The 17,508-nt window shown below is 45.7% G+C and carries 19 protein-coding genes; 12 read left to right on the top strand and 7 right to left on the bottom strand.

All coding sequences use genetic code 11. The features are described 5' to 3' along the window. The 8 genes from Q5866_RS08165 to Q5866_RS08130 all read left to right on the top strand — a co-directional run. A partial coding sequence (locus Q5866_RS08165; protein ID WP_303179803.1) for a zinc ribbon domain-containing protein occupies positions 1 to 904 on the top strand: 904 nt, incomplete at its 5' end. Positions 905 to 937: 33 nt separating this feature from the next. Then, positions 938 to 1,231, top strand: coding sequence for a hypothetical protein (locus Q5866_RS08160; RefSeq protein WP_186975205.1), 294 nt, complete (start codon positions 938 to 940; stop codon positions 1,229 to 1,231). 52 nt (positions 1,232 to 1,283) lie between these two features. Continuing rightward, a complete protein-coding gene (locus Q5866_RS08155; RefSeq protein ID WP_303179802.1) occupies positions 1,284 to 2,480 on the top strand; it encodes a hypothetical protein in 1,197 nt (398 codons plus the stop codon). Between the two features lie 49 nt (positions 2,481 to 2,529). Beyond that, complete coding sequence (locus Q5866_RS08150; protein WP_176555053.1) at positions 2,530 to 3,441, top strand: hypothetical protein; 912 nt, start codon at positions 2,530 to 2,532, stop codon at positions 3,439 to 3,441. Positions 3,442 to 3,450: 9 nt separating this feature from the next. Further along, positions 3,451 to 4,698 carry a DUF6175 family protein gene (locus tag Q5866_RS08145; protein ID WP_303179801.1) on the top strand — a complete coding sequence of 416 codons (1,248 nt, stop codon included), beginning with the start codon at positions 3,451 to 3,453 and terminating at the stop codon, positions 4,696 to 4,698. Positions 4,699 to 4,727: 29 nt separating this feature from the next. Further along, entirely contained in the window at positions 4,728 to 6,068 is a 1,341-nt protein-coding gene (locus Q5866_RS08140; RefSeq protein ID WP_303179800.1) for an LPP20 family lipoprotein, read from the top strand. An 11-nt stretch (positions 6,069 to 6,079) separates the two neighbouring features. Continuing rightward, positions 6,080 to 6,637 carry a hypothetical protein gene (locus Q5866_RS08135; RefSeq protein ID WP_303179799.1) on the top strand — a complete coding sequence of 186 codons (558 nt, stop codon included), beginning with the start codon at positions 6,080 to 6,082 and terminating at the stop codon, positions 6,635 to 6,637. Positions 6,638 to 6,809: 172 nt separating this feature from the next. Next, entirely contained in the window at positions 6,810 to 7,157 is a 348-nt protein-coding gene (locus tag Q5866_RS08130; RefSeq protein WP_141560950.1) for an efflux RND transporter periplasmic adaptor subunit, read from the top strand. 40 nt (positions 7,158 to 7,197) lie between these two features. Here Q5866_RS08130 and Q5866_RS08125 read toward each other — a convergent pair whose 3' ends face one another. Together Q5866_RS08125 and Q5866_RS08120 are read right to left on the bottom strand one after the other, a co-directional pair. Further along, complete coding sequence (locus Q5866_RS08125) at positions 7,198 to 7,743, bottom strand: porin family protein (RefSeq protein WP_303179798.1); 546 nt, start codon at positions 7,741 to 7,743, stop codon at positions 7,198 to 7,200. Between the two features lie 34 nt (positions 7,744 to 7,777). Further along, complete coding sequence (locus tag Q5866_RS08120; RefSeq protein ID WP_303179797.1) at positions 7,778 to 8,545, bottom strand: RNA methyltransferase; 768 nt, start codon at positions 8,543 to 8,545, stop codon at positions 7,778 to 7,780. A gap of 48 nt (positions 8,546 to 8,593) precedes the next feature. On the opposite strand from Q5866_RS08120, the gene Q5866_RS08115 reads away from it, so the two are divergent. The 4 genes from Q5866_RS08115 to Q5866_RS08100 all read left to right on the top strand — a co-directional run bounded on the left by Q5866_RS08115 (position 8,594) and on the right by Q5866_RS08100 (position 13,411). After that, the gene (locus Q5866_RS08115; RefSeq protein ID WP_255302013.1) at positions 8,594 to 10,930 is read left to right on the top strand and encodes a BamA/TamA family outer membrane protein; all 2,337 of its coding nucleotides are present in this window, start codon (positions 8,594 to 8,596) and stop codon (positions 10,928 to 10,930) included. 121 nt (positions 10,931 to 11,051) lie between these two features. Next, positions 11,052 to 11,993, top strand: a complete 942-nt coding sequence (locus Q5866_RS08110) for a sensor histidine kinase (RefSeq protein ID WP_227214568.1) — start codon at positions 11,052 to 11,054, stop codon at positions 11,991 to 11,993. A 10-nt stretch (positions 11,994 to 12,003) separates the two neighbouring features. Continuing rightward, complete coding sequence (locus tag Q5866_RS08105; protein ID WP_099292200.1) at positions 12,004 to 12,654, top strand: response regulator transcription factor; 651 nt, start codon at positions 12,004 to 12,006, stop codon at positions 12,652 to 12,654. A gap of 37 nt (positions 12,655 to 12,691) precedes the next feature. Then, the gene (locus tag Q5866_RS08100; RefSeq protein ID WP_303179796.1) at positions 12,692 to 13,411 is read left to right on the top strand and encodes a sugar phosphate nucleotidyltransferase; all 720 of its coding nucleotides are present in this window, start codon (positions 12,692 to 12,694) and stop codon (positions 13,409 to 13,411) included. A 58-nt stretch (positions 13,412 to 13,469) separates the two neighbouring features. Here the strand turns inward: Q5866_RS08100 and Q5866_RS08095 are convergent, their stop codons facing one another. The 5 genes from Q5866_RS08095 to Q5866_RS08075 all read right to left on the bottom strand — a co-directional run bounded on the left by Q5866_RS08095 (position 13,470) and on the right by Q5866_RS08075 (position 17,498). Continuing rightward, complete coding sequence (locus Q5866_RS08095) at positions 13,470 to 13,862, bottom strand: DUF6146 family protein (RefSeq protein ID WP_099292201.1); 393 nt, start codon at positions 13,860 to 13,862, stop codon at positions 13,470 to 13,472. A gap of 269 nt (positions 13,863 to 14,131) precedes the next feature. After that, positions 14,132 to 14,509 carry a RidA family protein gene (locus tag Q5866_RS08090; RefSeq protein ID WP_099292202.1) on the bottom strand — a complete coding sequence of 126 codons (378 nt, stop codon included), beginning with the start codon at positions 14,507 to 14,509 and terminating at the stop codon, positions 14,132 to 14,134. Positions 14,510 to 14,669: 160 nt separating this feature from the next. Then, positions 14,670 to 15,242: a rubrerythrin gene (rbr, locus tag Q5866_RS08085; protein ID WP_018336532.1), complete on the bottom strand. Its 573-nt coding sequence runs from the start codon at positions 15,240 to 15,242 to the stop codon at positions 14,670 to 14,672. Positions 15,243 to 15,350: 108 nt separating this feature from the next. Continuing rightward, entirely contained in the window at positions 15,351 to 16,247 is an 897-nt protein-coding gene (locus Q5866_RS08080; protein ID WP_099292203.1) for a hypothetical protein, read from the bottom strand. 27 nt (positions 16,248 to 16,274) lie between these two features. Then, positions 16,275 to 17,498: a porin gene (locus tag Q5866_RS08075; RefSeq protein ID WP_303179795.1), complete on the bottom strand. Its 1,224-nt coding sequence runs from the start codon at positions 17,496 to 17,498 to the stop codon at positions 16,275 to 16,277. Between the last annotated feature and the right edge of the window lie 10 nt (positions 17,499 to 17,508).

Below are 17,508 nucleotides of genomic sequence, written 5' to 3'. Positions count from 1 at the left end.
TGTTCGTCTGGAAGGTGAAGCTGACAAGGCGGCAGTGATTATCAAGAAGGAACTCGAGTTGACCGGTTTGCGTGACGATTATGACGACAGCCGTTTCTATAAAGAAGTTGAAAAACAGCGTACGCTTGCCGAAACTAATTTGGATTTGGAACAGCGTAGCCGTGATATGGACTATCAGGATGTCAAGCGTATGCACGATATGGAACGGGAGGATGACGATACCCAATTCCAACAGTTCATGGCGATGCAAAAGGGGGAGGAAGAAGGAAAAGAAAATCAGCGCCGGCATGAGGCGGAACTGGAACAAACGCGTTTGAAGAGTGCCGAGGAGTTGGAACGTCTGAAGTGGGAGAACTCCAAGGAACTTTCCGACGAGAAGGTGTGGGCGTTAAGCGGTGGCGATGCTGCCGTGGCGTATGCCGAGAACAGGTATAGCGCGGATGCCGAGCGGGAAGCGAGCGAACGTCTGGAAGCCCAACGGCGCGAGTTGGATGCGCGTCTGGAAGCGGAACGTGCGTCCCGTGATGCCGAGCACCGGGATAATCAGAGTCAGATGTTCGGGATGATGCGCGACATGATGGCTATGACCGGGGGTATTCAAGCCCAGAAAGCGGAGGAGCGGGATAGCCGGACACGGGAAAAGATGGAGGAAAAAGACCGTCAGTTGCGTGAACGCGATGAGCGTATTCTGCGGCAGGAGGGACGGATGGATACGGCTTACGACCGTGCGTTGGATTATAGCACCCGCGGTAACGCGCCCGCTCACCCGCGGCAGAACGCGGAGTCGGAACAGGTAGCACGGCAAGCGGGAGCGAAAACGGTTGCTTTTGTCGTGTGCCCGGAATGTGGGAAGCAGTTGGAAGCCGGAATCAAGTTTTGCGAGGATTGCGGAGCCGAGGTATAGCAAAAGAATTTCTCATTTCAAAGAGTTAAGGATATGACAATAATTCATGGAATCATAGAGTGTCGTTTGCAGCATGTCGGGTCGAAGTCGGAAGGCGTGAGAGCGGTTCTGAAAGGAGATGACGGCAGGACGTATAAACTCTATCGGGTTGGCATTTTACCTGCCGGGGATCCTTTTTTTATCCCTTATGACGGGATGCGGGTCGGGATTTCCGGAAACGCGGAGGAAGCGACAGGGAGTTTTTGTGTAACATCTATTCTATTGGATGACGGAACGGAAGTTTTTTCGCAACCGGTAGAACCTCCCGTTGCCGACGAGTCTGTTTAGTCCTATGTGCTGTACGAGTTTAAAGAAAAAAATGAATTAAAAATACGAGATTATGAGCAAAAAGAGATATTGTCCGGAATGTGGTCAGGTAATGGAAACGGATGAACGTTTTTGTCAGGATTGCGGGGCAGAGGTACCGTGTGATCCGGATAAAGACCGTGCCGCGGCGGAGGCGGTTTTGAACGAGGTCAAGCCTTCGGATACGGAGGGATCTATCATCGGCGCGGGGGCGCGGGCAAACGTTACCGGGGGCATCAATAAAACTTCAACTACACATACTAATGTCAATACCTCCCATGTGGATAATTCCGCTACCGTCCATAATAACACGACGATAGTGATGGGAAAGGGGGAGATTGAATATTGTGAGGTATGCGGGAATCCTTTCGGGGAGAAACACGCTCGTTGTCCGAAATGCGGCAAACAGATATGTTTTGACTGTAAGGTGAAGAACAAGAATCGTTGCGTGGAGTGCGAGAAAAAGTCCGTGAACGAATACAGTGTCGCTTTTCAGCAATTGCTCTTGACGACGAACGGGAATATTGGTATTGCCGGACGGCAGATGATGAATCAGAAGGCGAGAGAGTTGGACGTGGAGGACTCGAAAGAGGCTATCGAGGAGGAGATGAATGAATTGTACAAACCGGTGGATAAGGCTGTACAACCCTTGGTTGGGGGTGCTGCAACATTCACGGGACAATCCGTTCAGCAAGCGGAAATAGCCGGAAAAGGCGTGGGAGCTTTAACCGGGGACAAACCTCTTCAGCCTCGTTCGACAAGCAAGGGGAAAAACAAGTGGCTTCCCGCGGTTGTTATCGTGTTTGTCGTGATTGGCGTTTTTTTCGTTTTTGGCAAGAAAGATAATTCTTCCAAAGAAACGGCTTCTGTTCCCTCGACGGAACAAAAACAGACGGTTTCTAAACAAGCGGCTCCGGCAGCGGAACAGAAAGCCGCACCACAGGTCACAACTCCGGCGAAAACGGAAAAAACGGCGGTAAAGGCTGAACAACCCGTGGTGGCGAAGAAAGATGCTGATTATGATGCGGGAATGGCGGCTTATGATAAGAAGGAGGGGATTGAAGCCATTCGCCTTTTCAAGAAATCCGGCAGTGCGACGTCTTATTATATGCTGGGTAGGATTTATGAAAGCGGCTGCGGTAAAGTGGCTGCCAACGCAATGATGGCACGGCAGAATTTTAAGAAAGCTGCCGATATGGGAAATGAAGACGCGAAAGCGAAATTGAAATGAAAATAAAAAAACATATTAATAGAATTTACTAATGACTAAAATTGGCGCTATGTTAAAAATTGTTTTGAGTGTTGCCTTGTTCTGTGTTGTAGCAATTGCAGTTCAAGCTCAGGAAGTTAAGAAACCGCGTTTGTACGTGGAGTATTTCACGGAAGCGAATGGAGTATCGAAAGCGGACGGCGATAAAGTTCGTCAGGCGGTGATTGATGCCCTCAGCAAGACAAAGCGTTTCGAGTTGGTAGACCGGGATGTTGAAAGCTCTCTTAAAAAGGAAGAGGAACGCCGTTCCGACGAGAAAGCGATGGGAGATGAAAAAGCCCGTACACAAACCATGTCTGCCGCCGCCCATGATTATATCTTGAGCGGGAATGTATTGGGTTGTTCCGTGAAATCCGAACAAAAAGACGGCAAGACGATGTACACCTGTGTTTTGAATTATTCTGTCACGTTGACGGAAGTTACCACGTCAACGACTGTTGCAACCAAAGCGTTCGATCATTCACCTTCGGGGATAGGCGGTACCGTGGGTAAACTTTTGGATATGTCGGATTCGAAAGAAAAGGCAATTGCCGGTGCCGTTAATATGATTTCCAGTGATATTCAGGATTTCCTGATCAAGGAATTTCCGTTGGAAGGTACAGTTATCCCTTTGGACTATGAGGTGAAGAAGGACAAAATGGTAAAGTGTTACATTGATTTGGGGGCTGAACACGGGGTTAAGAAAGGAGATTATTTTTCCGTTTTGTCGCCCAGCGTAAGAGCCGGTCGCACGACTTACAGCGAAGTGGGGCGGTTAAGAGTGGAAGAAGTGGTAGACGGAACCATGTCGCAGTGTAAGGTGGTGCAAGGGGACAAGCGAGTGTTTGCCGCGATGGAAAGTTTTCAAGCACTGGATGAAGCGGCACAGAAGAAACAAGCTCTAAAGATTAAATCTACGGTGGCGCCTTTATTATCATTTTAATAGTCAGCTATGAAAAAAATAATTAGCCTATTTTGTGTACTATTATTCGGGGGTGTAATTTCAGTAAAGGCTCAGGATTATCTTCAGATTGTTTCTTTGGAATCGGATAACGGGACACAAGCTGTTTTTTCTTCCGCGGGGGCGGCTGAGAATAAAAAAGGGATTGAAACAGACGCTATAAAATCACTTATCTATACCTTGTTTTTTCAAGGTGTAGAAGGTGTTAATGACGGGAAACCTTTGGTTAGCAAGCCTAACGAGGCCTATACCAATTCGTTTTTTAATAATCAGGCGCGCTACGCTTCTTATGTGGCGCGTACCGAAGAGGCTGTCAAGGCCGCGAAGATTGGCGGACGTTACCAAGGGACGACGCGTGTCACGTTGCGCCTTCGCCAATTGATAAACGACGTGAGGAAGAACACGGGTTATGACCAGATGGTGGCGGAAACTCCTAAACCCCGCCTGCCTAAACCCACAATCATTGTTGTTCCTTACAAGAAGGAAGGCGAAAGTTTTCAAAGCATACTGGAGAATGACTATGATCTTCGTGTTGCCGTGGCTGCCGTGCAGAAAGGGTTTGAAGATTGTGATATTAAAACGAGGGATTTGCAGGGGACTATCGACGCGATGAAACGGCGTATGCAATACGAGGACAATGTCGGTGCGGCGGATTCCAATGATAAGCAGCTTTTGCTGTCGTCGGGTGCGGATGTGTATGTCACCGTGGATATGAAAAAGGATGTCACGGAACAGGATGCCCGCGTATCATTGATAATGAAGGCTTACGAAACGGCAAGCGGAACTATCTGGGCATCGGAAGACGGGTGGACGAATCGTTTCCGTACCAGAGCCACGGATGTTTTGTGTTCTCATGCCGTTAAGGACAATCTTCCGAAGTTCTTGGAACAGATTGTTAAGAATTATTCTCAGCCGGCACGTGTCGTTTTGCAAATATCCATTAGCGGAAGTTCTATAAGTTCCTTGAACGATGCTTCCTGCTCTAATGGAGAGCGGATTTTGGATTTTATCCAGAATTGGTTGGATCGTAACGCTTTTGAAGGGGATTATCATATGCAGGGTATTATGGGAGAGTCGGCTATATTTGATTATGTCATGATTCCTATGCAAGACGAGAACGGTTACAAAATGACCGCGGACAAATTCGCCGGTCAACTGGGACGGCAACTCAAAGAACAGGGTGTTTCCGCCTCTTATCGTATCGAGGGCGGCACGATTTTGCTGATGCTGGATTTGTAGAGAGTAATAACAGTTAAAAGAAAAGGATTATGCGAAAGATTATTTTAAGCTTGTTGCTTTCCGTGTACGGTGTTTTTCAAGCCGGAGCGCAGGAACCCGAATGGGTAAACAAGCGTCCGACTTCGCCGGATATGTATATCGGCATAGGCATGGCATCGCTGACAGAAACCGACTACATGAAAAAGGCCACTCAAAATGCTCTGTTGGACATTGTTTCACAGATAGCGATAAAACTTGAAAATAATTCTTTTTTACATCGGGTGGATGTAGACGGGAAGTCGCGCGAGATGTTCGAGGACAAGATACACGGTTCGCTGGCGGCTTGGATAGAAGGGCAGGAGTTGAAGGATACCTACCAATCCGGACAAAAATACTACGTGTATTATGTTCTGGATAAAAACGTGTATGCCCGGAAGGCGGAGGAACGCAGGCAGCAGGCGATAAAAACGGGTATGGATTACCTGCAAAAGGGACGTGCCGCGGAAGAGGCCATGAATCTCACGCAAGCCGTCCAGCTTTACGGTAAAGGACTTGAAGCCGCGGAACCGTGGGTGTTTATGGATTTGACGACGGACGAGGGGGGAAGGTCTGTAAATGTTCCCGTTGAACTTTACAATGCCTACATGAATGTATTCAGCGGTATGGCTATTACCACGAATGTCGTTCAAGTGGAAGGGGAGGCTTTCAAGGCGGTTGCTGAGCCTATTGCCGGGTGTCTTTCAAAGAATGGCGTTGTTGTTCCCAATGTGAAGTTGAAAGCGTCGTTCGTGTCCGGTAGCGGTGCCGTGTCGCCTGCCATACAGACGGATCACACGGGGATGGCTGAATTTTACGTGACGAATATCACGTCTAAAGAAGATGTGCAGGAGTTACGCGTTTCTATTGACGAGTCGTTCACGGACGCTCTTCCTGCGGCGTATCGCCGGCTGTTACAAAATCAAACGTGGCCGGCTGCCAAGGTTTCTATTCTGTTGAAAAGTGCCCCGATCACGGCTTACTTGTATGTCAACGATAATGACTTGGAAGGATGTGAACGCCATATCAGCAGTTTATTGACCAACAATTATTTCACGCTGTCGGAAGACCCGGATGCTCCACAATGTTTTGTCGATTTGTCAACAAAAATGGAGATGGGGGAAACGGTTACCGGTGGTATTTATGATTTGAACGCGTGTTATTGTACACTCGTTCTCAAGATTTATAATAACAAGAATCAGCAGATGTTACTAAACTATTCGGTGAATCGCGTGAAAGTTCTGGTACCTATCAGTAAGTCTGCGGAAGAAACTATTTCAATGTGTGTGCGGGAAGTTATGAAACGTGTCAACCGTGAATTACCGGACCGGATTAAAAAATTAAAAATCAATTAAAATGTAAGATTATGAAACATTATGCCTTGTGGGTAATATTTTTAGTTCTGTTTTTCTCGTTAGTCGGTTGCGGCTCATCGAAGAAAGTACAGGAAACATCTCCCGTATCCACTTTTATCATGCCCGGTTCCGAATATGTCAGCGGCAACGGTGTGCTTCGCGGATGGGGTTCCGGGAAGTCCGACAGCGAGGCTTCTGCCCGGAAGAAAGCACAGATGATGGCTTCCGCTGAATTGGCCGCCATGTTGTCTAAAACCGTGGAGGCTACCGTTGAAGAATACACCACGGTGCTGTCCGAGGGGATGTCGTCCGCGTCCAAATCTTTGCTTCAGGATAAGACGAAAGTAACGGTGAAAAAGACTTTGGTGGGGGCTACTATTGTATTCGACCGTTGGACACAGGATGAGCAAACCGGACAATACACGAATTATATTGTTCTGGAACTGAAAGGAGCTGAATATTTGGATGCTCTTTACAAGGAATTAGGCAAAAATAACGAGGATTCTATTGATAAAGAATTGTTGCAACGCCTTTTCTTGAAGTCTATTGACGCAAACGCGAAAAAGTAAAATATTTCCCCTGCCCGGAGAAAAGAAGGGCAGGGGGACTATAATTGGTTTACGAGTCTACCGTGGAGATTACTTCGTTGATACGCAAACAGAATAACTATAGTATTAGCAACTGAAGCGTAAGTTCGAGAACAAGCAAAGTGCCTCTCGAGCGGAAATCTGGTCGTTGGAATTGGATTACAAGATAGCCAGCTCGGTGAATAACGGGATTATCAAGTTTGTCGTGTTCCTGACGGAGCATAACAACACCCGTTTGCGTTCCGGGCTGAAAGTGGATGTACATGTTACCCACGCCATGAAAGACGACGTGTTACGGATCCCGACGGGAGCTTATTACATGGGTAAAGGCGATTACGATATGTGGGTAGTGAACGGCGACCGTGCCGAGAAGCGAAAAGTAGTGTTGGGAGAGAGCGGTTTTGAGCACGTGGAGGTTGTGCGGGGACTGACTTCGGGAGAGAAGGTGATATTGTCGGATATGGGAAGATACCGGGATAAGGAGGGGTTGTATATAAAATGAAGGAGTGTTTTTACACTCCTTCATTATGATATACAGTTTATTAAATAATCTTGAATCCAAGAGTCAAGTTCCATGATTTCGGGGCTTTGATGCCGTCACCGAATTTCTTTAAACCGAATTCGTAGTCGATATCGAAAGTAACTTTCCATACATCTACACCGGCGCCGACTTTACCGTTCCACATCATCTTGTCGGTGTCAAACATATCTTTTTTAAGTTTTTTTGTTGTGAAAGAGGCTACCGGGCCAACGAATCCGCGAAGTTTGAAGATCGGGAGTTCCAGTATATGGTAACCGACCATAACCGGAATGTCAATAGAGCTGTATTTGAATTTCCCGATATTTCCGGCGGTAACTTTACTTTCCTTGTGAGCGAAGTTTAAAGCCGGTTCCAGATAAATACTTCCGAAATTGATTCTGGCAAAGGCACCGATCATGTATCCGCCGTGAGAATCTACTTTCAAGTGTTTTGCCTTGATTTTCGTGTCGTTCCAACCGCCGTGGATACCCAGACTGATAGGGAGGGATTGAGCCATGGTAGTTAAACTGATAAGGCTGAAGAACGCTAAAATTACAATCTTTTTCATACTGTTCTTTTTTGTGTGATTAAATAAATTGTTGCTATTTATATTCTATCCGTTTAAATTCCGAGAGGATGATGCCAGTGGCAACGCCCACGTTCAGGGATTCCGTCGAATAGGGGCTGTGTGCAAAGCTGGGGATTGTTATTTTTCGGGTAACAAACCTTTCTATTTCGGGACTGATACCGTTCCCCTCGTTTCCCATGACGATAAATCCTTTCGTTCGAAGTTCAGTCCGGTAGATGTTTTCTCCTTCCAGAAACGCCCCGTAACAGGGGAAATCCTGATCCACGAATTGCGGGATAAATTCAACAAGATCCAAGTAGAACACGTTCACCCTGAAAATTGCACCCATACTCGCTTGAACGGATTTCGGGTTAAAAATGTTCGCGCAATCATGGTCACAAAACACGTGCCTAACTCCAAACCAATCACTCAAGCGAAGAATCGTGCCGAGATTACCGGGATCTTGAATACCGTTGAGCACGATGCTAAGCTCATTTTTTATTTCTTCCGGCGAGTGTTCTTTGACCGGAATCTGTGCCAAAGCGATTACTTCGGGGAGGGACTTGAAGTTGGAAACTCGTCCCATTTCAATTTCGTTGACTTCTATCGTGTTGTATGACTGTGCTTTTTGCTTGTTGCGTTCAATCCACGAGGGACGGGCGATCAAGGTGTCAACCTTCATGTCGGAAAGGAATAATTCCTGCACGAGTTTTTCACCCTCTATTTTGAACAAATTATATTTTTCCCTGAATTTCTTTTTTTCAAGGTTTTGGATTATATTTGTTAAGTGTTTACTAAGCATACTTTTCAAGTTTGCTGATTAGAATTAAAACACAAACATAGTATTTTTTTGAGATTTTTGAGCATGCGTGGAGCGTACAAGATAAGTTTTATTCTTTTTATATTCTACTTCCTGTATTCGTGTTCCCCGACGAAGTATGTCGGTAAGGATGAGTATTTGTTGGATCACGTGAAGGTGAAAGTGGATGATTACAAGCTGAATAGGAGTGATGTGAGGCGGAGTATACGACAAAAACCGAACACCCGGATTCTAGGTACTGTACGGTTCCATTTGGGGCTTTATAATTTAAGCGGACGGAACGAAAAAAAGAAATTTAATCAATGGTTGCGTCGTATCGGGGAGGCTCCCGTGATTTACGATCCTTTTTTAACGAAACGGAGTGTCGAGCAAATAGAATTATTCCTTCACAATAAAGGATTCTATCAAGCGGAAGTGCATGATACGGTGTATTACAAGAAGAAAAGGGCGAACGTGGAGTATAAGGTGAAAGTCGGTCCCGTGACCTCGATCGAGAGTATAAAATTTGATGCCCCCGAAGGACGGCCGGAAAATCGGATAGCGGAAGAAAGTGGCTTAATGGCGAATTACCGGAGAGACACGGTGAACACGCTGTTGGAGAAAAATGCACCTTTGGATTTGGACGTGCTGGACGACGAGCGGGAAAGGATCACGAAAGCGCTTCGGGAAAAGGGGTACTTCAACTTCTCGAAGAATTTTATTCGCTTTATGGCAGACACGTCGACCGTGAAAAAAGAGAATATGGCAAAAGTCTTCGTGCGTATTGTCGAGAATGCCGTGGACAGTAATGCCTACAAGCGTTATTTCGTGCGGAATATCAGCGTCAACTTTGACTATGATCCTCTCGTGAGCGCGGAACAGGTTGCCGCAACCTATAATTCATTGGTGTATAACGGGTACACGATATTGTACAAGGATAAGTTGAAAATCAAGCCGAAGATGATTATCGAGACGATACAGTTGCAGCGAATGGAATTGTACGATGCGCAACGGGTGATTGATACTTACGTGCGTTTACAGGCGTTGAATCTTTTCAAGCTGGTGAATATCGACTTCAAAGAGGTGGAATCCGACGGGGAGGTGAAAGCGTTGGATTGCACGATACAGTTGTCCCCCGTGAAAAGACAGTCATATAACGTGTTCTTGGAAGGAACTCATAATTCGGGTAACTTGGGAGTCGGGGGAAACTTCACGTATAACCACCGTAACGTGTTTCGGGCGGGCGAGAATATCTCTGCCAGCGTGTGGGGAAGCCTGCGTAAGGAGCAAGTGAACGGGGAGGGAAAATTATTTAATACCACGGAGATCGGGGCGGAATTGAAACTCGTGACGCCGCAGTTCTGGATGCCTTTCTTGCGGATGAAAGATTTCCGTCGGAATTATGCCCCGAAGACGTCGATATCTTTCTCTTACAGTTATGAATACACGCCTTATTATACCCGTTCGATTGCCAACGCCCGGTTCGGTTACTTGTGGCGGAAAGCGGATAAGAAATGGCGGTATAATTTTGATTTGATCGATTTGAATTACGTGTTGATGAAGGATGTCGACAAGAGTTTTATTGACGGGCTGAAAAACGAGTATATCAAGAATGCCTACACGGACCACATGATTCTTTCGGCCGTGTTCTCTGCGACCTTTACCGATCAGCTCCTGAATGCGAAAGCAATGAATTATAATTATTTCCGGGTGAACGTGGAAACTTCCGGTAACGTGTTGAATGCGATAGATCGCCTTTCCGGCGGCAAGAAGACAGGTGAGAGTCTGGACGAGAAATATTATAAGTTGTTGGGTGTACGGTACGCGCAATTTGTCAAATCGGATGCCGAATACCGTTACAATTGGTATATCAACCGGGCGAACTCCCTCGTCGGGCGTTTCTTTGTCGGTTGCGGTTACCCGTACGGGAACATGAAAGTGTTGCCTTTCGAGGAGGCCTTTTACGGGGGAGGGGCTAACGATATGCGGGCTTGGCAGGCTCGGACACTGGGACCGGGGTCATATCTGGCAACGGAAAAGTACCCGAATAGCGTGGGGGATTTCAAGTTGGCAGCCAATATCGAGTATCGTTTCAAATTACTTTGGCTACTGGAAGGTGCTTTGTTCCTCGATGCCGGAAACGTGTGGAATATCAACCCGAAAGAAACCCGTCACGGTGCAAAATTGAATTACAATTTCTTCAACCAGATAGCGATAGGTACGGGAGCCGGATTACGATTGAACGCTAATTTCTTCCTTCTGCGTTTCGACTTGGGTATAAAACTGAAAGATCCTGCGCTCCCCGCCGGACAGCGTTTCGTGTTGTTTAACTCGGGCGGAGGTTTCCGTCGTTCGGTATTTAATGTGGCAATCGGGTATCCGTTCTAGCAGGGTAAAAGCGTTTTAACGTATTTGCCCTGTGGCGTTTGGTAAATTTGTAAATTATACCGATATTTGACAGATAACTTTTATCTTTTAGTTTTTAACTTTTAATTTAATATATCTCTTGGTGACACAGATCGTTGTATATTTATCGTTGTTGTTGCAGATCGTGGCGATGGGATTTGCAATCAGTTTATTTAAGCGGACAAAATTCAACGCGGCGTGGATATTGATTTCCACGGGCTTTTTTCTTATGGCGATTTACCGGGCGATAGAGTTAGTTCCGTCCATGCACCGGGGAGAATCGGAAGAGTTATACCAGACGAAAGTATGGCTGTCGTTCGTGATTTCCTTGGCATTTGCCATCGGGGCGTTTTATATACGGAAAGTATTTCAATTCCTGCGGCGTTTGGACGGGATACGGAGTGAAACGGAGAAAAGGGTTTTGTCGGCAGTGATCCGCACGGAGGAACAGGAAAGGCAACGATTTGCCAAAGAATTGCATGACGGTCTGGGACCGTTGCTGAGCGTGATAAAAATGCTGCTTTCCGGTTTTGACCAAAGTAATACCCCGGAGGTAAACGAGAAAATCAAGGTGAATCTGAAACAGGCAGTAGACGAGGCCATCGTGGGAGTCCGGGAGATATCCGCGAATATCAGTCCGCACATATTGAACAATTTCGGGCTAAAGGATGCCGTGGGGTCATTTATCAAGAAATTGCGTCCGGCCGAAGGTATCGAGATAACTTTTGAAACAAATGTAGAAAATCGCCGTTTCGCTTATAATGTCGAGGTTATCATGTATCGTGTGGTTTGCGAATTGCTCAATAACACGTTGCGCCATGCCGAAGCGAGTAAAATCAGTATTGACCTGCAATTACAAAATGATATCCTATACCTCGAATACGAGGATAACGGCATGGGATTTGACGTGAAACTGGCGGAAAGTGACGGGGGAATGGGATTGAGTAATATGCAATATCGTCTGAACTCCGGTAACGGGGATATCAAGATATTGAGCGAGCGGGGAAAGGGAATGATTGCCCGGGCTTTTATAAAATGTAAGTAGTTGTTTAAATATGGATAAATTGAGAATATATCTGGTCGACGACCACAAGTTATTTCGCGAGGGATTGAAGCTGTTGCTCTCGACGCAGGATTTCGTGCGACATATCTACGAGGCTTCGAACGGTCGGGAGTTTATCGAGAATCTCTCGTTCGTGGATTGTGACGTGGTACTCATGGATATCGAGATGCCGGGAATGAACGGGATCGAGGCGACGATCGAGGCGATGAAGATGAAGCCCGGCTTGAAAATTATCGTGCTTTCCATGTACGGGGACGAGCAATATTATTACAAGATGATCGACGCGGGAGCGAAAGGATTTTTGTTGAAAAATTCCGGTATTGATAAAGTGGTAACGGCGATTCAAAAGGTGGCGGAAGGGGAGAGTTTCTTCTCGGAAGAGTTGTTGGTGAATATCTTGAATAATATGCGGGATAATAAAAATGACGTGCCGGAAGTGGTGGATAATGACATTTCGGAACGGGAATTGGAAATATTGTACCACGTTTGTCGCGGGCTTTCCAACCAAGAGATTGCCGACGAGTTGTTTATCAGTAAACGGACGGTGGATAAACACCGTGCCAATTTGCTAAGCAAGACGGGATGCCGCAATACTGCCGCGTTAGTTATGTACGCCATAAAGAACAACATAATAGAGATCTGAAAGCTAAAAGATAAATCATTAAATTTAAAATTAGTTGATGAATGGAATGATTTTCGCCGCCGGATTAGGCACACGGCTAAGACCGTTGACGGATGATCGCCCGAAGGCTTTGGTGGAATTGAACGGGAAAGCCTTGTTGGAACGGGTGATCGGGAGAATGAAAGAAGTGAAGGTCGAGCGTTTGGTGATAAACATTCATCATTTTGCCGATCAGATAAAGATCTTTCTACGCGAGCATGAGAATTTCGGAATGGATATCGTTCTATCCGAAGAGCGGGAAAAATTGCTCGATACGGGGGGAGGAGTTCTGAAAGCCCGTGATTTATTCCTTCCTGACACTCCGGTGCTGATACACAACGTGGACATATTAACCGATCTGGATTTGAATGCTTTGATTCGGCAGCACGAGGAACACGACGCGTATGCCACGTTAGTGGTGAAGCCTTGTCTGGCAGATCGGGTGTTAAAGTTTAATGGCGGTATATTGAAAGGTTGGGAGAACAAGCGGACTGGAGAACAGAAAATCGTGGACGACGGTTTTTACAGGGCGAAAGAATACAACTATTGCGGGATGCAGGTGCTTAGTTCCGAATATTTACATAACATGATCCATGGGGATGTTTTCTCTATCATCGACGAACATCTGGCACAAGCAAAGAATCATCCTATCGAACTTTTTCAACATGACGGACTTGCCTTTGACCTCGGAACTCCGGAGGCGATAAAAGAGGCAAACGGGATGATTTACGATTTATGATTTACGATTTCGGATTGAAAAAAAGATATAGCCTCGTGTGGTTGAAATCTAAAATCATTTAAATGCTTCTGCTTCCCGGTATCAGTTTGATGTGATTCGTGTCCTCGAAGAATTTGAAATACATGTATAGCTTGTAATTAAAATCGAAGCCGTAGTTTTTATTCATACTATAATCGATATAACTGTTTATCCTCGGATCGCCCATGGCATAGCGCCTGTTCCATTCGATGGAGTATTGCAGATTCATGCTTTGATAATATTCGTTGCTGTGTTGGTTCGCGACGGATTGGTGAGTTGCCAGCCAATAGTCAAACCCGGAATCGAAAACGATTAATTCATATTGCGCGGAGTCTTTGATAGCGCAACGTCCCTTCTTGTTTTGGGTAATGTCTTTCTGTGAGGCACACGAGCAAAAGAAGGCAAGCACGAGAAGAAATCCGAATGTTCTCATAATCATTGTTTTTATGTATTTATAAGTGCAGTCCAAGTTACGAAAAAAAACGGAGAAAAACAAAAATCATGACATGCTCCATGTATCGCCCTCTCGTCCATAAGGTCTGAATGTCCATAATGTCATAAGGTCAAATCTATCGGAATGTTTTGTTTATGATACTGTATATCATTATGTTATTGCGTCGTGAACTTTATGGACTTTAGGATCCGGAGGCTCGACTTTATAGACATTACAGACAGGAGGTGTGTTTGACACACCTCCTTTTTTTATTTCACGGCTATCGTTTCGATCTCCACCATAGCGCCCATGGGAAGTGCTTTCACGGCGAACGCGGCACGTGCCGGGCAGTCACTCTTGTAGAATTGCGCGTATACTTCGTTCATTTCAGCGAAATAAGACATATCACCGAGTAAACAAGTTGATTTAACCACGTTGTCGAAAGTGTATCCGGCTTCTTCGAGGATATAACCGATGTTCTTCAAACATTGTTCGGTTTGCTCTTTCACGCCACCTTCCGCGAATTTACCGGTGTTCACGTCAATAGGAAGTTGTCCGCTGATATAGAGCGTTCCATTGGCTTCAATAGCTTGACTGTAAGGCCCGATTGCTTTCGGTGCTTTCGGTGAATTGATAACTTTTTTCATAATGACTTTTATTTTATTGATTTAAAAATATAATTCTATTTCCTCGACGCGAATATAACGAAAATCACCTTGTTATTTTTCTACCACGTGTAAAAATAAAAAACTGAAAGCTGGAAAAATATATCCCCGGCTTTCAGTTTTTAACTATTAACTTTTCTCGTTAATAGTTGTTCTTCTTTTCTTCAAAGTATGCTTGCGGATGAGCACATGCCGGGCATGCTTTCGGGGCGGTCTTGCCTTTATGCACGTAACCGCAGTTACGGCATTGCCACAGGATTTCTTCATCTCTCTCGAATACTTTTCCTTCTTCAACGCGAGCGAGTAAAGTTCTGTAACGAGCCTCGTGTTCAGCCTCTACTTTCGCGATATTGCGGAATACGGCAGCGATAGCGGTAAATCCTTCTTCTTCGGCTACTTTAGCAAATTCAGGGTAAAGGTCTGCCCATTCTTCGTTTTCACCTTCGGCGGCAGCTTTCAGGTTTTCAGCGGTAGTTCCGATAATTCCCGCGGGGTAAGACGCCGTGATTTCAACCATTCCGCCTTCCAAGAACTTGAAGAATCTCTTGGCGTGTTCTTTTTCTTGTTCCGCGGTTTCCATGAATACTCCGGCGATTTGCTCGAAGCCTTCTTTTTTAGCCACGCTTGCAAAGAAAGTGTAACGACTTCTGGCTTGTGATTCACCAGCAAATGATTTCAATAAGTTCTGTTCTGTTTTTGTTCCTTTAATACTCATAGTCTTATATATTAGCTGTTGTTGTATTTTCGCATTACAATATTACTACAATTTGAGGAAGCAAACAAATATTTATTTTTTATATAGTTATAGAAATTAACGATGAGTTTATAAACCCAAGTAATCCGCCGTTTCCACCATCATTGCCTCAAAATCGTGTGCCACACCTTTCACGATGACTCTTTTCCAGTTGAAAATCATCGAGTTGGTTTGGCTGATTTGTTGGCTTTCGCTGTAATAGTGTTCCCCGCGGGCGTAACGGTACAGACCTTGCGCGTCGGCTTCCGGCGTGTGGCGTAAAGAACTGTCGTTCGGGTCGGTATCTTGATCCCCTAATGCCACGATCAAGTTGGAGCCGAATAAATGTGTTAGGGTAGACAGATCGGAGAAACCGGAGTTTTTCAACCCGTAAGGGTACTCTATTCTCGTGTCGGGCACCGTGTACCAGCCGGAATTTGCCGCTATGGCTTTGTTCAGGTGCGTGTTTTGTTTGAAAGTGACGAAACGATGCACGAATTGAGCTCCCGCGGAATGACCGAACATGTTGTATTGCACGGATTGATTGCCCGTTTCTGATTTCACGTGATCGAAAATGGCTTCAATCACCGAGTATGACCATTGTTCTTCCGGAAGTGCCTTGTTGTTCTTGAACATATTTCCCTCTATGTATTCGCTCGTGGAATAATGATTCTGGGGAAATTCCAAGGCAATGGCAATTACTTTCCGGTCTTTGAAATGTTTCACCCAAGCATCCAGATAGTCATTGGCATTTCTGGACGTCCCCGGCAAAATAAACACGATCGGCATTGCCTTGATATCGCCTTCCGGGATGTAGAAATGTAAATTTATCGGTTTGTCCTTCAACGGTTCGTAGCCCGTGTAGGTCACGATTCCCCGTCCTGTCCCCAGTTGATTCAGAATGGGATCATCCACGTCGCTTTTCCATTCACAGCTCGTGAGTGTAAAGCCGAAAAGCAACAGTAATATAGATATTCTTAAATTCATAAAGCGTTTCTGATTATTATTTGTGATTTAGAAGATGATTTGTAACGATAATTCTGCGCTTAATTTCTCGTTTGAAGTTTTCAGGTTCGGGTTTTTCCAGTAACTGAAAGAGCCTTGACACATCAAGCGGTTGTCAATGAAATATTTGGCAACACTCACGGCGTATTCATCGGTTTCAAGTAATACGGATTTAGCGGTTTCCTTAAATTCCGGTTTTACTTTGCTGTAACGGGCGTCGAATGCCCAGCCGTTTTTCAAGATATAACCCACTTGTACGTTGTACCCGTTTCCGATGCTCAAGTAGTTGGCAATCTCTTCCGGCTGGAGGGGAAGATCACCCGTTGATTTGGTGTAAATACCTTTCAAGTCGGTAGCCGAGGAGTTCACGTATTCGGCCATCACGCTCAGGCCTTGCCATTTAAATAATAAGTCGGCTGCAATCTTGCGGAGTGCCGGGAATCGTGTATCCCCGTCCTTGTCGTAGAGGATAAAATCACCATGGCCTTCACCCGCGCTGTTGCTTGCCCCGTCATTGTAGCTCATGGCTCCACCGATCAATAATTTCGGGGTGGCTTCCCGCGCGAAGTCTGCACCCACGCCGTCGTTGCCCGGTTTGAATTCACCGAGGGGAAGTACGTCCAGACGTCCCCCGTATTTTAAACCGCCCATGTCCGCGTCAACAGAACTGGAGCCGAACGAGTTTCTCCCGTCGCCTGTGGTGATGGCGATAGAGGGTTTCAAGCCTACATTCCCGATATGGAATCTGCTTTCGAAGAAAAGTCCGAGTTCACGTCCCGTACCCGAAAAATATTGACTCACGATGCTCCGTTCCGCCATGCTCAATCCTTTCTCGTGCATCATCATCTCCCGGTTGTTGGTGAATGTCTGTTTCTGTCCGGCGGTAATCGTGAGGTAGTCTTTATAATTGTAGGCTGCCCATGCGTCCATCAACGGGTTGGAATCCGCGAAATTGACTTCCAGCATAAAGGTGAACTTGTTGTATAAAGCGCCTCCTTTAAACCCGAAGAAAGCGTTCTTCACGCCGAAAACCGATTCGTCCTCGCCGTCTTTCTGGTTGCGGTAAGCCCCGTAAACTTGAATAAATCCGTTCAAGTTGAAGTGGTACTCGCCATTGTTTAAATTGATATCCAATCCTTTGCCCAATTCAAATTTGGCCGTGTTTTTATTATCTTGTGCAACAACTGTGGTTGCTGATAATAATGTTATGATAGCTATAAATAATGTTTTCATATTGCTGTAA

The organism is uncultured Butyricimonas sp., assembly GCF_959596855.1.
Taxonomy (GTDB): Bacteria; Bacteroidota; Bacteroidia; order Bacteroidales; family Marinifilaceae; genus Butyricimonas; species Butyricimonas muris.
The sequence above is the reverse complement of the archived record's forward strand: the minus strand, read 5'-3'. Positions and strand labels throughout refer to the sequence as shown.